Annotated in this window: 15 protein-coding genes and 1 pseudogene; 6 read left to right on the top strand and 10 right to left on the bottom strand. The window is 69.7% G+C overall.

Features of this window, described 5'->3' with window-relative positions:
• Nucleotides 1–68 precede the first annotated feature (68 nt).
• The 6 genes from ACFYX3_RS36780 to ACFYX3_RS36755 all read right to left on the bottom strand — a co-directional run bounded on the left by ACFYX3_RS36780 (nt 69) and on the right by ACFYX3_RS36755 (nt 5,157).
• Nucleotides 69–1,067 (bottom strand): endonuclease/exonuclease/phosphatase family protein, encoded by a 999-nt coding sequence (locus ACFYX3_RS36780; protein WP_389023355.1) that lies wholly within the window; start codon nt 1,065–1,067, stop codon nt 69–71.
• A 6-nt stretch (nt 1,068–1,073) separates the two neighbouring features.
• Nucleotides 1,074–2,045 carry a D-alanyl-D-alanine carboxypeptidase family protein gene (locus ACFYX3_RS36775; protein WP_389023352.1) on the bottom strand — a complete coding sequence of 324 codons (972 nt, stop codon included), beginning with the start codon at nt 2,043–2,045 and terminating at the stop codon, nt 1,074–1,076.
• A gap of 185 nt (nt 2,046–2,230) precedes the next feature.
• On the bottom strand, nt 2,231–3,460 hold the full coding sequence (locus tag ACFYX3_RS36770) for a sensor histidine kinase (protein ID WP_389023349.1): 1,230 nt from the start codon (nt 3,458–3,460) through the stop codon (nt 2,231–2,233).
• A gap of 11 nt (nt 3,461–3,471) precedes the next feature.
• Nucleotides 3,472–4,188 carry a two-component system response regulator CseB gene (gene cseB / locus ACFYX3_RS36765; RefSeq protein ID WP_376582725.1) on the bottom strand — a complete coding sequence of 239 codons (717 nt, stop codon included), beginning with the start codon at nt 4,186–4,188 and terminating at the stop codon, nt 3,472–3,474.
• A 176-nt stretch (nt 4,189–4,364) separates the two neighbouring features.
• Complete coding sequence (locus tag ACFYX3_RS36760) at nt 4,365–4,706, bottom strand: hypothetical protein (protein WP_389023345.1); 342 nt, start codon at nt 4,704–4,706, stop codon at nt 4,365–4,367.
• Between the two features lie 64 nt (nt 4,707–4,770).
• Complete coding sequence (locus tag ACFYX3_RS36755; protein ID WP_389023342.1) at nt 4,771–5,157, bottom strand: hypothetical protein; 387 nt, start codon at nt 5,155–5,157, stop codon at nt 4,771–4,773.
• 159 nt (nt 5,158–5,316) lie between these two features.
• Between ACFYX3_RS36755 and ACFYX3_RS36750 the strand changes: the two genes are divergently transcribed.
• Nucleotides 5,317–6,267, top strand: a complete 951-nt coding sequence (locus ACFYX3_RS36750; protein WP_389023339.1) for a hypothetical protein — start codon at nt 5,317–5,319, stop codon at nt 6,265–6,267.
• Nucleotides 6,268–6,350: 83 nt separating this feature from the next.
• Nucleotides 6,351–7,334, top strand: a pseudogene (locus tag ACFYX3_RS36745) (transposase).
• A gap of 77 nt (nt 7,335–7,411) precedes the next feature.
• On the opposite strand, the gene ACFYX3_RS36740 reads toward ACFYX3_RS36745, so the two are convergent.
• On the bottom strand, nt 7,412–8,218 hold the full coding sequence (locus tag ACFYX3_RS36740; RefSeq protein WP_389023336.1) for a class I SAM-dependent methyltransferase: 807 nt from the start codon (nt 8,216–8,218) through the stop codon (nt 7,412–7,414).
• A 156-nt stretch (nt 8,219–8,374) separates the two neighbouring features.
• Here ACFYX3_RS36740 and ACFYX3_RS36735 point away from each other — a divergent pair, with 156 nt between their 5' ends.
• Nucleotides 8,375–8,620 (top strand): hypothetical protein, encoded by a 246-nt coding sequence (locus ACFYX3_RS36735; RefSeq protein WP_389023333.1) that lies wholly within the window; start codon nt 8,375–8,377, stop codon nt 8,618–8,620.
• A gap of 224 nt (nt 8,621–8,844) precedes the next feature.
• Here ACFYX3_RS36735 and ACFYX3_RS36730 read toward each other — a convergent pair whose 3' ends face one another.
• The 3 genes from ACFYX3_RS36730 to ACFYX3_RS36720 form a co-directional block, all read right to left on the bottom strand.
• Complete coding sequence (locus tag ACFYX3_RS36730) at nt 8,845–10,599, bottom strand: alpha/beta fold hydrolase (protein ID WP_389023330.1); 1,755 nt, start codon at nt 10,597–10,599, stop codon at nt 8,845–8,847.
• Nucleotides 10,596–11,030, bottom strand: a complete 435-nt coding sequence (locus tag ACFYX3_RS36725) for a hypothetical protein (RefSeq protein WP_389023327.1) — start codon at nt 11,028–11,030, stop codon at nt 10,596–10,598. The genes ACFYX3_RS36730 and ACFYX3_RS36725 overlap by 4 nt, the downstream gene beginning before the upstream one ends.
• 440 nt (nt 11,031–11,470) lie before the next feature.
• Nucleotides 11,471–12,460 (bottom strand): hypothetical protein, encoded by a 990-nt coding sequence (locus ACFYX3_RS36720; protein ID WP_389023324.1) that lies wholly within the window; start codon nt 12,458–12,460, stop codon nt 11,471–11,473.
• Between the two features lie 347 nt (nt 12,461–12,807).
• On the opposite strand from ACFYX3_RS36720, the gene ACFYX3_RS36715 reads away from it, so the two are divergent.
• The 3 genes from ACFYX3_RS36715 (at nt 12,808) to ACFYX3_RS36705 (ending at nt 15,256) form a co-directional block, all read left to right on the top strand.
• Nucleotides 12,808–13,248: a VOC family protein gene (locus ACFYX3_RS36715; RefSeq protein WP_389023321.1), complete on the top strand. Its 441-nt coding sequence runs from the start codon at nt 12,808–12,810 to the stop codon at nt 13,246–13,248.
• A gap of 220 nt (nt 13,249–13,468) precedes the next feature.
• Nucleotides 13,469–14,929 (top strand): RICIN domain-containing protein, encoded by a 1,461-nt coding sequence (locus tag ACFYX3_RS36710; protein ID WP_389023317.1) that lies wholly within the window; start codon nt 13,469–13,471, stop codon nt 14,927–14,929.
• 204 nt (nt 14,930–15,133) lie between these two features.
• Nucleotides 15,134–15,256 (top strand): hypothetical protein, encoded by a 123-nt coding sequence (locus ACFYX3_RS36705; protein WP_389023314.1) that lies wholly within the window; start codon nt 15,134–15,136, stop codon nt 15,254–15,256.
• Nucleotides 15,257–15,322: the final 66 nt, after the last annotated feature.

The following is a 15,322-nucleotide window of genomic DNA, read 5'->3' as shown; positions in this document are numbered from 1 at the left end:
GTCGCGCGGCAGGGGGCCGGAGCCACGGGCGTCGGCTCCGGCCCCTTCGCTCTGCGGGCGGTGTCGGATCAGGGGGTGAGGTCGATGCGGGCCGCGACCGGAAGATGATCGCTCGCCGTCGCGGGGAGGGTCCACGACGCGGTGGCCTTCGCTCCCCTCAGCAGGATCTGGTCGATCCGCACGACCGGGAAACGCGACGGCCAGGTGAAGCCGAAGCCATCGCCGGACGTGGACTGGGCCGAGACCATGCCGGCGGTGAGCGGGCGCAGCGCACGGTCGTCGGTGGAACCGTTGAAGTCGCCCATGACGAGGGTGCGCGGGGAGCGTTCGGTACGCAGGATTCCCGCCAGGACTCCGGCGACGTCGTTGCGCGTGCCCGAGTTGAAGCCGGTCGGTCCGACGCGGACGGACGGGAGGTGGACGACGTATACGGCCAGCGGGCCTTCGCTGGTTTCCACCGTCGCGCGCATCGCCCGGGTCCACGGCATGATCGGCACGGCTCGGGTGTCCCGTAGGGGACGGGTGCTCCAGAGGCCGACCGTGCCCTGGTAGGAGTGGTGGGGGTACGAGGCGGCCAGGGCCCGTTCGTAGGCGGGCGCGGTGTCCGGGGACAGTTCCTCCAGGGCCACGATGTCGGCCCCGGAGGCGATCAGACTCCGTGCGGTGCCCTGCGGGTCGGGGTTGGCCTGGTTGACGTTGTGGCTGACGACGGTGAGGTCCCCGCCGGGGGACGACTTGTCGGTCAGGGTGCCTGCGAAGACCGTCAGCCAGGCGACCACGGGCAGGACCAGGGCCGCCGCCGCCATCCGTGACCGGCGGAGCAGCACCAGGACCCCGAGCGCGGGAATCGCGAGTGCCGTCCACGGCAGAAGGGTCTCGGCGAGGCTGCCGAGGTGGCCGGGAAGGTCGGGGAGACGTCCGTGGCCGGCGAGGACGACGGCCAGGGCGAGAAGGGCGGCGCAGAGCGTGACGGCGGTTCCCCGAGGCCACGCCCGCACCGATCCTGGTGAGCGGCTCTCCACGTCGCGCTCCGTCTCCGGGGCGTTCGCCTGATGTGTCGTCGTCATCGCGGTTCAGCCTTCCCGGGTCAGGCTGTCGCGGAGCCCCGCGATCAGGCGGCGGCTGCTGTCGACGGCCGCCCGCAGACCCTCACCGGGAGTGGTGTTCGCCCGCTGGTGGAGGACCGCACCGATGAGCAGGCGGGGCGTGTCGCCGACGCGCACCTCGCAGGCCCACAGCAGGTTTCCGCCGGCCGGAGTGCTGGAGCCGGTCTTGATGCCGACGACGCCCGGCGTGTCCAGCAGGGGGTTGGTGTTGGTGATCGGGCCGACGCCGGGAACCCTCACCGACCTCGTGCCCACGACGTCGCGGAAGACGGGGTTCTGCATCGCCTTCCGGGCCAGGGCGAGCTGGTCGGCCGCGGTACTGGTGGTGGTGGCTTCGATCCCGCTCGCCCCGGTGTACGTCGAGTGCTTCATGCCGAGCCGGGCTGCGGCGCGCCTCATCTTCTCCGCGAAGGCCTCCTGGCTTCCGGAGTCCCATCGGGCCAGCAGCCGCGCGACGTTGTTCCCGGAAGGAATCAACAACATCTCGAGCAACTGGCGTTGGGAGTAGCGGCGGCCCGCCTGGAGCGGCACCGTGGACTCGCCGCCGACACCCACCTCGTACGCGGTCTGGCGATCCACTTCGATCATCGGGCCCGGTTCGCCGGCCCGCAGCGGATGCTCCTCGAGAATGACGTGAGCGGTCATCACCTTCGCCAGGCTCGCGATGGGGACGGGCCGCTGCTCGCCCCGCGTGCCGACCGGGCCGGCGCCTTCGAGCACGACGGCGGTCTGACCGCCCTCCGGCCACGGAACCGCGCCATCGTCGACGATCGCCTGCCGACCCCCGTCCGGTCCGGCGGGCGACACGACGGCCGATCCGGATCCGGAGCCTTCCACCGTCCCGTACACGGAGACCCCCAGGACCGTGAGGAGGCCCAAGGCCAGCGCGCCCCCTGCGACACGGTTGCGGTGCGAGGCGGAAAAGGGGGAAAGGGACACGGGGCCACCTCCGGGGCTGCCGTACGGGATCGATACGACGGCCAGACTGCGGGGCCGGTGTGTCCGGACGGCTGAGGTGAAGGCTTCACTGGGACGCGGGAACCCATCGGTCGTGTATCGACCGTGTATCAGGGTCCGCGCACCGCAGACCGGCAGGCGTGGTTGTCCGCCGGTGAGGGCGGCGGCTACGAACGGACCGCGCCGGGGGCCTCCTCGGGCAGGCGCAGCGTCGCCACAGCTCCGCCGTCCTCGGGATGGTTCGCGAACTCCAGCGTCGCGCCGATGACCGCCGCCTGGCCGCACGCGATCGTCAGCCCCAGGCCGTGACCGCGCCCCCGCTCGGCCGTGCCCGTCCGGAACCGCTGGGGACCGCGGGCCAGGAGGTCGGCCGGGAAGCCGGGGCCGTGGTCCCGTACCGTGATCGTCCGTTCGGAGACCGTGATCTCCACGGGGCCGGCGCCGTGCCGGTGGGCGTTGACGACGAGGTTGGCGACGATCCGGTCCAGGCGCCGCGGATCCGTGTCGGCCGCCGCCGTCGCGTCGGCGGTCACCTGTGCGGTCGTACCGGTCCGCGCCACCGACTCCCGTACGAGCTCCGCCAGAGCCACCGGCCGGAACCGGGGCTCCTCGGCACCGGCGTCGAGCCGGGAGATCTCCAGCAGGTCCTCGACCAGGTCGCGCAGCACCCCGATCCGGTCCCTGACCATGTCGGTGGCCTCGCCCTCGGGCAGCAGGCCGGCCGAGGTGACCAGACCCATGAGCGGGGTGCGCAGTTCGTGCGCGACGTCGGCGGTGAAGCGCTGCTCGCTCGCGATGCGCTGCTGCAGGCTGTCGGCCATCGAGTCGACGACGGCCCCGATCTCCCCGATCTCGTCGACGCCGCCGCGGCTCGTCTCCGTGCGGGCGTCCAAGTCGCCCGCGGTGATGCGGCGCGCCGTGCGGGCCACGCGGCGCAGCCGTCGCGCGGGCAGTTCGGTCGCGAGGACCGTGACGGGGACGACGATGCCGAGGGTGAGCAGCGAGTACTTCCACATGTGCCGGTCGAGGGCCTGCCGGGTGAGCAGGTCGGCCGTCATGTCGACGTCGACCGCGTACAGGTGCCCGTCCTGCTTCCGCGCGGCCCAGTAGACGGGGGCCGGTGGCCGGTTCTCGTACAAGGTGCCCCTGCCCTCGCGTTCGACCTGTCGCAGCAGGGCGTCGGGGAGTTCACCCGGGTCCACCGCAGCCCCCTCCCGCACAGCGCGGTCGAGGGCGGCCTCGGCCTTGCCGGCGCCCTCGTGCATGGACCGCCGCAGGGTCGACTCGTGGACGAGTACGCCGACGGTGAGGGCCATCGTGGTGCAGGCGAGTCCCACCAGCAGAACGATCTTCCAGCGCAGCGACCGGAGGTTGAGCAGAGCGCGTACGAAGGTCATCCCGAGCCCTCTCAGCGGCGCAGCTTGTAGCCGAAGCCCCGGACCGTCTCGATGCGGTCGGCGCCGATCTTCTTGCGCAGGCGCTGGACGCACAGGTCGACGACCCGGGTGTCGCCGTCCCAGCCGTAGTCCCAGACGTTGCGCAGCAGGGTCTGGCGGTCCAGCACGATCCCGGGGTGGGCGGAGAACTCCAGGAGCAGCCGCAGTTCGGTCGGGGCCAGGGCGAGCCGCTCGCCGTCCCGGCGTACTTCCAGGGCCGCGGGGTCGATGCTCAGGTCGCCGAAGACGAGCGTTCCGGCCGTCTCCGGGGCGTCGGAGCGTCCGGACTGCGGGGGCACGGCGGAGGCGCGGCGCAGCAGGGAGCGGATCCGGGCCACGAGGACGGAGGTGTCGACGGGCTTGACCACGTAGTCGTCCGCTCCGGCCTCGAGGCCGGAGACCACGTCGAGGGCGTCACCGCGGGCGGACATCATGAGGATCGGGGCCGTGCTGGTCTCCCTGATCCGGCGGCAGAGCCCGATGCCGTCCAGGGCCGGCAGCATGACATCGAGCAGCAGCAGGTCGTGCTGCCCCTCGCGGAAGAGCTCGAGCCCGGTGAGCCCGTCGCCCGCGACGGTCATGCGGTAGCCGTAGCGCTCCAACGCCATCGCGACTGACTTGCGGATCACCTCGTCGTCCTCGACGAGCAGGATCGTCACGGGCACGGGTTCGGACTCAGGCATGTGCATGCATCGCATCCATCGGGGTCATGATCGGCGGGCGTCTCATCATGCCCCACCCGCCTGGGCATGTCGGCAGCGCCCTGAGCGGCCCAGACTTGCGCGGAGGCCCAGCCGGCAGGCAAGACGGTGTCGCCCCATCCGCCCCGCCCGTGCCAAGGCCGGCAGGACGACAGCCGGCGGTATCAGCCGTTCGGGGCCTCGAACGTGTGAACCGCAGTCCGGAAGGCTCCCTGGCCCGGCTGAACGGGATTGATCAGCACCACGAAGTCCGGCAGGGCTCCCGGGGCAGGCCGCCCCTCCTCGTCCTGACTGCCGGCTTCGGCCTGCCAGTCGATCAGGTGGACGACCACAGCATGACGCCCCTCGGACACGGGATACACGATCACGTCACCCGAGGCGTCACCTCTGACATCCTCGATACCACCCACGAGCGCACGACCGCGCGAGACGAACAGATACGGCTGGGACGCCATCAGCTGATGGGCTGCCTCCCGGTCGGTCAACCCGACCGGCGCGGATCCCACAAGACGACCATCCCAGCGGCCGTGGCCACCGTGACGGGAGCCTCGTGCGGGGGCTGCTGAGCGGTCACTCGACTCCTCCGGTCGCATCGATCGCCATACTCGAATCAGCTGATTCTCCCAGCACAGGACCAACGACCTGCCCGATGGGGCCGACGATGCCACGGTTTCCCCACCGCTTCCAGAGCACCTCGTGCCACACGTCGGCATCGGGGCCAGGCCTGGACACCCGCGGCACCGCGCCCGGACTGGTCTCGATCAGGTGCAGCAGTGACCAGGCGACGCCATAGCAGTCGTCGGGGCCGAAGCAGCCGGCCAGCGCCTGTGCCTCATCCGGTGTGACAGGCGCGGCGATGGCTTCCAGCTGTTCGAATCGCCGGTCGATCTCCGCCTCGTCCCCATCCCAGTCGGGCAGGGGGCCGGCGTCGACGAACGTCTGGACTTCCGGTCTCATCCAGTGATGATCCATTGCCGGGGGCGACCTGCGCAAGGTGCGCTGTGGCAGCTCGGACAGCCACTCGGATACCGGCAGCGCTGTGCCGGCCTGCCCCTTGGGATCGCTGTCGATGCACCTTCCGGCGGTGGTGCATGATGTGGACCGGAGGGGATTTGAATGCGTTCAGAAATGCAGGCTCCGGGGTCGGACCATGCCCAGGCGCAGCTGCGCGCGAAGGACAGGTTCGGGGCCGTGCTCACCACTTCCGTATCGGTGCTGCTCGTCGAGGCCGGGATCGGGATGTTCGCGAACTTCGTGTGGGAGCAGACGCAGGAGAGCCCGCCTCTGCCCTACAACGCCCTGATGGTGATCGCCGTGCCGTTCCTGGCCGCGGCCGGCGCCGCCCTCGGCGCCCTGGTGACCGTCAGCGTGATCATGCCGCCCCTGGCCGCAGCCGCCTGGCTCGGCCGCACGTTCTCGGGCCGCGAAGCCTGGTGGTGGGTCCCGGCAGTGACGGCGACCGCGACCGCACCGCCGGTCCTGGCCGTGGCGATCCTCGGCGAGACCGGCCTCCTGGCAGCCTTCGGAGGATGGCTCACGGCGGCGACCACGCTCGCCGTCCCCGCCCTCGTGGCCCGCAGATTGCTGCTGCCGAACCGCCCGCCGCTCTCCGGCCGCACGATGTTCGGGCGGATTGCCCTATACGGGACGCTCGCCGCCGTCACCGCGTTCGCCCTCGCAGGCATCGCCCTGTATTCCGGGATCGGGTACGTGCCCCCACGGCTCGACGCCGAGCGGATCGCCGGCGCCTACACCGACGGCAAGAACGGCACCCTCGTCCTGGGCCCGGACGGCAAAGCGACCGCAACCCGCGTCGACACCTTCAGCTACGACTCCATCGACTCCTTCGACTCCTTCGAACCCGACACGCACGAGTGCACCGGCACAGGCACCTGGGCCTACGACCCCGGCGACGGCCCGTACTCCCAGCAGGTCGACGTCTCCATCGAATCCTGCCCCGTCGCCATGGACAGCTGGAGCGTCTACGGAACCCGCGAACACCCGAAGCTGTACGTCTTCATCGGCGACCCGGACTCGTGGGACCTCTACACCCTGCGGCGCAACTAGTGCCGGATCAGACCACGTTCGCCCTCTTGTGACGAGGAGCCCGGGTGCTTCGACTGGTGACTCCGGGCGGTCAGAACGATCACGTGGCTGACCGCGTACAGATCCGGGAGATCAATGACGACGAGGGGCAGCAGCTGCCGCGGATCATCCGCAGGGGCACGGGTTCGGTGGTGGCCCGCGGCGGGCCCGGATCGCACTCCTGTCCGCCCAGCGCATGCCCGTGGTGAAGATCGCCACGTCCAGGCCGTTCGAGCACGGCCTGCCGTTCTCGACCTGGAGTCTGGCCAAGCCGGCGGACTTCCTGGTCACCGAGGGGGTGGTCGACGACATCAGCCACGAGGGCCTGCGCATCCTGCTCCGCGAGGAGAGCGTCTCGTTTCAACGCGTGAAGACCTGGACGACCTCCCGTGATCCGGACTACGCCGCCAAGAAGGCCCGGGTCGAGCACCTCTACGCGATCGCCGACGGCGAGGTCATACCCGAGGAAGGCGGGCCCGAAGTCGTCTTCTGCCTGGACGAGTTCGGGCCGCTCAACCTCCAGCCCCACCCCGGCCGGCAGTGGGCCGAACGCGGCGGAAGGCACAAGGACCCCGATCGCGAACCCCGGCCCCGACGGCGGGCGACCTACACCCGACCGCACGGGGTCCGGCACCTGTTCGCCGCCTACGCCCTCGCCGAGGACGAGCTCTACGGGCACATCAAGGAGACCAAAAACCGTTCCGAGTTCCTGGAGTTCTGTCGTTACCTGCGCTCACTCCATCCGACGGACGTGCGCATCGCAATCATCTGCGATAACTACTCACCGCACCTGGCCACGAAGCGATGTCAGTGCGTCGAGACCCGGGCCACGGCGAACAACGTCGAGATCGCCTACACCCGACCAACAACTCCTGGCTCAACCGGATCGAGGCCCAATTCACCGCCCTGCGCTATTTCGCCCTCGATGGCACCGACCACGCCAGCCACAAGAGCAGGGCAGCATGATCCGCCACTACATCATCTGGCGGAACAAACACGCCGCCGACGAACGCCTACGCAAGCTCGTCACCAGGGCGAACGCTGCCTGATGAGCACCAGGCGTCCGTGCGACGAGCCCCGTCGAGGTCGACTCACGCCCCATCCTCTGCGCGGGCGCGTCCTGGGTTCAGGCCGCGGCACGGAAGACGTATGCCGTCATCGGGGCGGTGACCGGCCCCGGGCCCAGCCGGGCCGTCATCTCCTCGATGACGGTGGCCCGGACGGCCGGTCCGTCGCCGCTCTCCTCAACGGCCGCTCGCACCGGTGTCCCCGCGAGGTACCCGGTGGCGAGGTCGGCGGTCGACGCGGCCCGGCCCTGAAGCGTCAGCTCCTGCTCGTCCTCGACGGCGAACCCGGCGGCCGCCAGATCAGCAGCCACGACAGCGGGGTCGGCATAGCCGTGCGGAACCGTCTGGAAGAACCGTGGCGGGTCGACCGGAAAGGCCCGCTCCAGCCCGGCCTGCAGCGCGACTTCGAAGGCGTGCGTCCCGAGCGGGCCCCAGGTGTTGAACAGGAACCGGCCGCCCGGGACCAGCATCCGGCGGACCTCGGTGAAGGCCTCGACGCGGTCGGGAAAGAACATCACGCCGAACTGGCAGACCACCAGGTCGAAGCCTCCGTCCGGGAACGGCAGCCATTGCGCGTCGGCCTGCCGCCACACCGCCCCCGGGGCCCGGGTCGACCCGAAAGTGACCATGGCCTCGTTCAGGTCGGTGGCCGTCACCTCGGCCGAGGGTGCCGCTGCGAGCAGGGCCGACGTCAATACGCCGGTCCCAGCCGCCAGTTCGAGGACTCGCCCAGGGCGGAGTGCCGCCGCCCGGGCGCTCAGGTCCTCGGCGAAGGGCCGGAAAACGACCGGCACGAGGTACTGCTCATAGGCCGCAGGCATGGACTCGGACCACCGCCGGTCGGCATTGATTCCTGTCACCCTCATGACGGTAGCGCCGCGTCGGGGGGCCGCTTCCCCGCCGCGCCGCCATGCGCGCTGGAGCCAGCCCCGCCTGACAAAGCGGCAGGGCGAACGTTCTCTGACGCGGCACCAGCCACGCTCCCTCGCATCCGGCTGCGCTGTTGCCCCTACTCTGGCGGCATGGGCTATGACGTGCACATCACCAGGCGTACGCCGTGGTGGGAGGAAGAAGGCGAGCAGATCACCACGCAGGAATGGGCGGCGGTGGTCGCTGCCGACTCCGACCTGGAGATGGTTCAGATGGCCCAGATTTCTCCGCGGGGCCAGAAAGCCGTGCTCGAGTACCGGCACGAGTGGCTGGCGCAGCTTTGCACCCACCCGCAACGAGACACTCACGGCGCTTGGCTGGACTGGGAGAACGGGTAGGTCGTGGTGAAGAACCCCGATGAGATCCTGCTCGCCAAGATGCGGGAGATCTCGCGGGCGCTGGGGGCGCGCGTCCAAGGCGACGACTGCGAGTACTACGACGAAATCCTTTGAAGCTGACGCTGCTTCGGTAGGCGGTCCAGCAGCGGGGCCTCTGCCGCCTTCCGGCCCCGCTGCACCGTGCACGCGCCTTCGTTCAGTCCGGCCGTGCCGCTGGACCGGGATCACAGCGGTTCGTTCGCCGGCTCGAAGTAGGGAAGGGTCGGGCTGGCCACGACGGCGTCGCCTCCCCAGCGGACGCGATGTGTCTCGGTTCCCCCCGAGGGGCAACAGGTGGGATCGGTGTCCTTGAAGATCGGTCGAGCGAGTGCGGCTTCCGTACCGTTCTGCGATGCGAGGCGGAGCTGACCGGATCCGGTCGCCTGGCCCACGTACCTGTTGCCGTAGAAGAAGAACACGCTGACACAGTTGCCGTTGGCGCTGCCGACACAGGAGGCCTGGACTGCGCGTAGCGGGCCCGTCATGTGGGTGATCTCCTCTGCGGTGACGGTGGTGCTGAAGTCGTGTCGCTCGATGAGACGCCGGGCTGCTGCGCCGTCGATGGTCGTGGGTGGCTGTTGGGCCTTGGCGGGGCAGCCGGTGAACTCGAGCAGCCGGGCTGGGGGTTTCATTCCGCGGAGGCGGCCGCAGTCACGGACCCAGTCCGGGTCGTAGTCGTCCTCCATGACCGGTACAAGGTGGGTGGCCAGTTGGAGTCGGCCGGCTGCGCGGGTGAAGACCGTGATGGTCACCGAGTCCGTGGCGGGTGTGTCGCCCCAGATGACGGCGGACCAGCCGGGGTAGCACCGGCTGTCTCCGAGGTGGACTTCGGAGGGGGCTCGCAGGGTGCGGGTGATCGCCGTCTTCAGTTCCGCGCGGGTGGGGCACGGGTTCTCGTCGACGGGCTTCACGGGTTGGGTGCCCCTGATGCGTTCGATCTGCTTGATCACCGTCGCCATGACGACGGGGTGCGTTTTGATGTTGATGTGGTTGCAGCCGCCCTGAAGAACTCCCAGGCTGGTCGAGCGGCAGGTGAGGACGTGCGGCTTACCGGTCTTGTTCGCGTACGCGGTGGCGGAGTCGAGGGTGACGGCGATGTCCCCGAGGTCTGCTTCGGGCGGCGGGCCGACGTCGAAGGGCTCCTTGGGGAGAACGTACCTGATGTCGCCGGCGATCGCCCGGACGGGAAGTTCCCTGGGCCAGGGAGGCAGTTTGCTGATCTCGTGCGAGCGGTACCTGAGCGCGCGGCCCTGGGGCGCTTTGAGCGCGCTCAATACCGAGCAGATGTTGTCGTCGTGCGTGAGGCCGTATCCCGCGCAGAAGCTGTAGACGGCTTCGAACGCCAGGCCGGTGGGCTTGTTGATCCGTCCGATGAAGTCCGGAAGGGCCTGGAGGAGCATGATGGATTTGGAGCCGAGCGTCGGCGTGGCGATGGTGATGACTTCGGCGATGTTCTGCCAGGTCTTGCCGTGGGACCGGCCGTCGGATCGCGAGGCGGCGTACTTGGTGGCGAGGCCGCCCATGGAGTGGCCGACGACGACGACCTTGTGTCCGGTGGTGCGGGCCAAGCAGTTGATGGCGTCCGCGAGCGCCGGGCCGATGCGATTGTCGGTGACCCATTCGGGCTGGGCCGCGGAGTAGTCGTACGTCCACGCCGTCACGCGGGCCAGTTTTGCCACCCTCACAGGGAAGTAGCCCGCGGTGCCCCCTGCCTCCGGTCCGTTCCAAGTGTCGGCTCCGGCGGCGATGCCGTGGACGAAGAGGACCGGCGTGCTGTTCGCCACCGGCCCGCGTGGTGCGACCTGCACGACCTTGCCGCCCGCGGAACAGGGGCCAGGGGCCGCCGCCGCTGTGCCGGACAGCGCCGTACTGAGGCCGAGGAGGGTCAGCAGGGCGACGCACAGGGTGAGGATGCGCGCCTGGATCGAATGTCCTGTCACTTGACGACCTCCACCACGGTGATGCGCCATCCGGTGCTCCGCTTCGCGAATCCGATGAGGACGTGTTGTGCGGGCTTCCCGGGTTTCGTCAGGGTGGCCTGTGCGTTGGCGTAGCCGTTGTCCTCGTGCCAGCTGTCGTCACTCAGGTCGATGCGTGTGCCTTCGGGGAGAAGGCGGCCGGCGGCCAGGGCCTGATCCAGTTCGGGGGTGAGTGCCGCGCGCTGGGTGGCGGCATCTCTTGACGCCAGATCCTGGGCTGCGTCGGCTGCCTGCGCAGGCAGCGGTCCACCCGGCTTGTACGGCAGTGCGGGGGCGCCCGGAGGCTTGCCGCCGTCCGGTGGGCCGGGTGGCCGGTCGTCGCGGAGGGCCAGGTAGGAGATGCCGAACGCGGCCGCCAAGACCAGACCGAGGATCAGGAGTGTCCTGCGCATCGCTTCATGCCTCCGCGGAGAGTCGGGCGTACGAGAGGTGACGCGGCGTTCGATGTCGTACGTCGGGCTCAGACGGCCTCCGCCGGCCGGTCTTCCGGGCCGTCAGGGCGTGATCTTGCGGGGGTGCCGGGGTGGTGGGGAGCATGGCGAGTGCGCGGGACACGGGGGCCGTGTCACAGCGGGACTCGCCTCTCCTCGCCGGCCTTGAGGGCATGCGTGTAGGCATGGTCGACCCTTCGGTGGTGGTGGGATGACCGCGGCATGGGGCAGCTGCGCCTTCGAGCGCTGCGGCTTGCGGTCTGTCACCACCGTAGGGCGCCTTGTGGGCGCATCCGTGCAGGTCGGCGTGGTGAGACATGGCATGAGCACAGGTGACCAAGATCGCTGAGGATGCTGGGCGCGGGATGTCGCGGTCGTCCGCCCCGGCTCCTCGGCCCGGCTCAGTCGAGCAGGCCCATCCGGCATGCCCTGACGACCAGTTGAGTACGGGTGCTCACCTCGAACTCCCGGCAGAGGTCCTTGATGCGTCGTCGTGCGGTGGACGACGAGACGCCGAGGCGCCGCGCGATGGCCTCGTCCTTCACCTCGTCGGCCAGCAGCGCGATGAGATCGCGATGCTTCTGCATCAGGTCACGAGGGGTCTCGTGATCGGGAGCGGCAAGGGGTGCGGCTCCGCGCCAGTGGCGGATGAAGAGATCTGCGGCGGCCGCGACCGCCCCCTGTGTTCGGGCGACCATGACGCCTGCCTGGTTGTCGGCAGGGTCCAGGGCTGTGACGACGTACTCGTCGTCGACGATGAACACCCAGACGGGGAGGGTGGGCACGGTGCGGATCTCGACACCGGCCGCCGCCATCGTGTGGGCGCCGTCCACCAGGCTGGGCAGGATGTCGATGCTCTCCAGCAGCAGGAGCTGGACGTGTACGCCCCGCCGGGCAGCAAAGGCCGCAAGCCCGCCGATCGCCGTGTAGTCGGACGTCTCCCCCACTCCCGGGGCTGCCCCAGCGGCAGCCATGCACTGGACCGATGCCGAAGCCGTGGCAGCGATCCGCTCCAGAAACGACCAGGCCGCAGCCGCGCCGCGGTGCACCTCCGCCTCCGTGAGAGAGGAGGCCGTCTCCATGCCGAACTCGGCGGCCAGCTCATCGACCGCCGCCCGGCCCAGTTCCAGTTCCTTCTGCTGACGTGCAAGACGTCGTTCGGCGCGTTCCAGCAGGGGATGGCAGGCCAGCACCGGGTGGACGGCACGCAGTTCTCCCGTTGGTGACCCGGCGAGCAGGCCCAGGGACAGGAGCCTCTCCGCGACGACGCACGCCTCCTGGGCAGACAGGCCCATGGAGGCACCCACACCCTCGGCGGTCGACACCGGCCGTGTCAGAAACCGGCGGTAGAACTCCGACTCGGCAGCGCCCAGACCCAACCCCGCCAACATGGTCTTCCTCTTGTTCTCACTCGCCGGAGACGAGCCAGCGGCCGCTCCCCGTGACGACTTGCCCAGCCTCTTCCACCGCTGGTGTGAAGCTCACTGATTCTGCCCGATCTTCACGGTCTTGAAGTCATGAGAATCAGCCACGTCTCGACATGCCCGGCGCGACTCTCCGGGGGAACTCCCCCGACGACGGTGACCCGGCAGCGTGAATTGATCGGGGAGGCGCGGTGCGCGGGCGCGCACGCTGCGCGTCGTCGAGGAAGCTCGGAAACGCGGACGGGACGCTGCGGCTGATCGTCTTCACAAGAGCGGTCACCCCGACCGCACGAGAGAGAAGGGACGAGACCAGCATGGCGATTCAGCGGATGGACAACGTCGGCATCGTCGTCGACGACATGGATGCCGCCATCGCGTTCTTCGTGGAACTCGGTATGGAGCTCGAGGGCAGGGCGGAGGTCGAGGGCCTCTTCGCCGACCAGTGCACCGGGCTCGACGGCGTCCGCTGCGACATCGCGATGCTCCGGACCCCGGACGGTCACAGCCGGCTCGAGCTCGCGAAGTACCGCAACCCCGCGGCGATCAGCACCGAGCCCCGCAACCCGCCGCACAACATTCTGGGCACGCACCGCGTCATGTTCGCCGTCGACGACATCGAGGACACCGTCGCCCGCCTGCGCCCCCACGGCGCCGAACTCCTCGGCAAGATCGCCCGGTTCGAAGACGTCTATCTGCTCTGCTACGTCCGCGGCCCGGAGGGCATCATCGTCGGACTGGCCGAGCAACTGCGCTGAGACGGGGGATTGCCCGGCCACCGGTGGGTACTCCGGCGACCGGCCGCCGGCAGGCATACCTCGGTGAGGTGTTGATCGGGCTCATGCACGTCGGTGAGCCCGGACCCGTTTATCTTCTGTCAATCGCCCATGGACCCGCGCAGCCGACTCTCTCCATGCATCTCGATCAGCCACGAATCGAATGGAGAATCCGTTGCGCAGACATGCGCTCACTCTCGCCTTGGCCGCCGCGACTCTCACCGCGGCCTTACCGACCGTCTCGGCGTACGCCGACGGCCCGGCCGTCCCCAAGCCGCGCGGCGCGGACGGTGGCGTCTACAGGACCGCCACCGGCACCGATGCCCAGCAGCGGGCCTTCTGGACCAAGCACGACGCCAAGGGCACCCTCCGGTCGTTCAAGGGCGAACGGCAGGACTGGAAGCCGAACGCCGTTCGTCCGAAGGCCATGGCACTCGGCGCCGGGCAGCCCGTGAAGGCGCCCGCGACCTTCCCCACGGAGAAGGCGAAGAGCATGCTCACGCCCGGCTCTCCGGGCGACACCCGGCTTCGGGCCACGACGGGCCGCATCCGCATGGCCTGGCCGGACGAGAGCAACCCCGGCTGGTGGTTCGTCAACGTGTGCACCGGCAATGTGATCACCAGTGACAGCAAGGACATGGTCGCCACCGCGCGGCACTGCATCATCGACGACGGCAAGGGCGGGATCAATCCCAAGGCCGTGTACGAGTTCACCCCCGGCTACTCCAAGGACGGCGACGTCGAACACGCCCCCTACGGCACGTGGACGTTCCGCAGCGTCGGTGTCGTCGGAAGCTTCGCGGCCGGCCATCAGACGGACGACACCGCCTTCCTGGCGCTCAACACCCAGAACGGCACTCACGTCCAGGATGCCGTCGGCTCCTCCGGCTACCAGTTCAACTTCGGCTCGCTGCCGGCGCAGGTCGTGTTCGCGGGGATACCCGCCAACAGCAACCAGTTCCACACGTGCGTGAAGCAGCCCTACTCGGGGCCGGACAGCCCGCCGCAGATCCTGGGCGTCGGTGGCCCCTGCACCGGCGACAGCGACCTCTCCGGCGGCGCGAGCGGCGGCCCCCTCCTCAACGGAGACACCTTCGACAGCGGCCCCACCCAGATCGGCAACTTCTCGGGGAGCCTCGGGAACGACCCCGCCGGCGCGGCCTGGCGCGACGCCGCCTTCGCCGTCTTCCGTTCCATGCAGGGCGCCGCCGGCCAGCCCGCGCACGACAAGGTCACGACCCTGACCAACTGGAACGGCAACCTCGCGGACCTCTTCGCGTACCGGACGGACAACGGCGCCGCCGTCTACGGCTATCACGCGACGGGGACCGAGAACCAGCAGTGGCATCTCTGGGACAAGGGCAGTGGCTACTTCCTCATCGAGAACCGCTACACCGAGCGCAGCGGGCTCACCGGAGCCAACGCCCGGGTCCTGGACTACAACTTCTCCAACGGCACGGCCTGGTCGCACCAGGTGAACGGCGGCGGAAGCGACAACCAGCTCTGGCGGTTCCGTGCCACGCCCAACCGCCCCGGCTGGTACAGCATCCGCACGAAGCAGGGCGACCTGTGCCTGAGCGCACCCACGGGTGAGGGCCAGTTGACGGTCGCCTCCTGCGCCACCACGGACGGTCTCGACTCCATGCAGTGGAAGCTCCAGTAGGGGACCTGCCCTGTGTCCGAGTACTGAGCGCGACGGAGGACGGGAGCGGATCCCCTTCCTGGCCTCCGTCGCGGTCGCTCGAACCGACGGTCCTGCGGAAAGGGCCATTGATCGGTTGTTGATCAGCCGTGCATCGGCGGCCGGCCTACTGCAAGTCAGACATTCACCCAACGCACTCCCACGCGATCACAACAGGAGGACAGCATGGACGGAGCCCGCCCGGGAGACCGGTTCGCGCCGATCGACGAGAGCGAGATCGGCGCCGACGCCGCGGACGTACCGAGTCGGCCGGATGAGTCGGGCGACTCGGAGGAGCTCGAGGCGTAGCGCTCGTCTCGTCCGCAGCGCCCCTCCCGTCGAAGACCGCCGCCTTCGACGGGGCAGAACGGGCGG

The organism is Streptomyces sp. NPDC002463 (genome assembly GCF_042889835.1).
Classification (GTDB): Bacteria; Actinomycetota; Actinomycetes; order Streptomycetales; family Streptomycetaceae; genus Streptomyces; species Streptomyces nymphaeiformis.
This window is presented reverse-complemented; position numbering and strand designations above follow the sequence as displayed.

What these genes read in the sequence shown, in the direction of transcription:
- ACFYX3_RS36780 (WP_389023355.1), bottom strand. Translation starts at nt 1,067, where the DNA reads ATGACGACGACACATCAGGCGAACGCCCCGGAGACGGAGCGCGACGTG.
- ACFYX3_RS36770 (WP_389023349.1), bottom strand. Translation starts at nt 3,460, where the DNA reads ATGACCTTCGTACGCGCTCTGCTCAACCTCCGGTCGCTGCGCTGGAAG.
- cseB (WP_376582725.1), bottom strand. Translation starts at nt 4,188, where the DNA reads ATGCACATGCCTGAGTCCGAACCCGTGCCCGTGACGATCCTGCTCGTC.
- ACFYX3_RS36755 (WP_389023342.1), bottom strand. Translation starts at nt 5,157, where the DNA reads ATGAGACCGGAAGTCCAGACGTTCGTCGACGCCGGCCCCCTGCCCGAC.
- ACFYX3_RS36750 (WP_389023339.1), top strand. Translation starts at nt 5,317, where the DNA reads ATGCGTTCAGAAATGCAGGCTCCGGGGTCGGACCATGCCCAGGCGCAG.
- ACFYX3_RS36740 (WP_389023336.1), bottom strand. Translation starts at nt 8,218, where the DNA reads ATGAGGGTGACAGGAATCAATGCCGACCGGCGGTGGTCCGAGTCCATG.
- ACFYX3_RS36735 (WP_389023333.1), top strand. Translation starts at nt 8,375, where the DNA reads ATGGGCTATGACGTGCACATCACCAGGCGTACGCCGTGGTGGGAGGAA.
- ACFYX3_RS36725 (WP_389023327.1), bottom strand. Translation starts at nt 11,030, where the DNA reads ATGCGCAGGACACTCCTGATCCTCGGTCTGGTCTTGGCGGCCGCGTTC.
- ACFYX3_RS36720 (WP_389023324.1), bottom strand. Translation starts at nt 12,460, where the DNA reads ATGTTGGCGGGGTTGGGTCTGGGCGCTGCCGAGTCGGAGTTCTACCGC.
- ACFYX3_RS36715 (WP_389023321.1), top strand. Translation starts at nt 12,808, where the DNA reads ATGGCGATTCAGCGGATGGACAACGTCGGCATCGTCGTCGACGACATG.
- ACFYX3_RS36705 (WP_389023314.1), top strand. Translation starts at nt 15,134, where the DNA reads ATGGACGGAGCCCGCCCGGGAGACCGGTTCGCGCCGATCGACGAGAGC.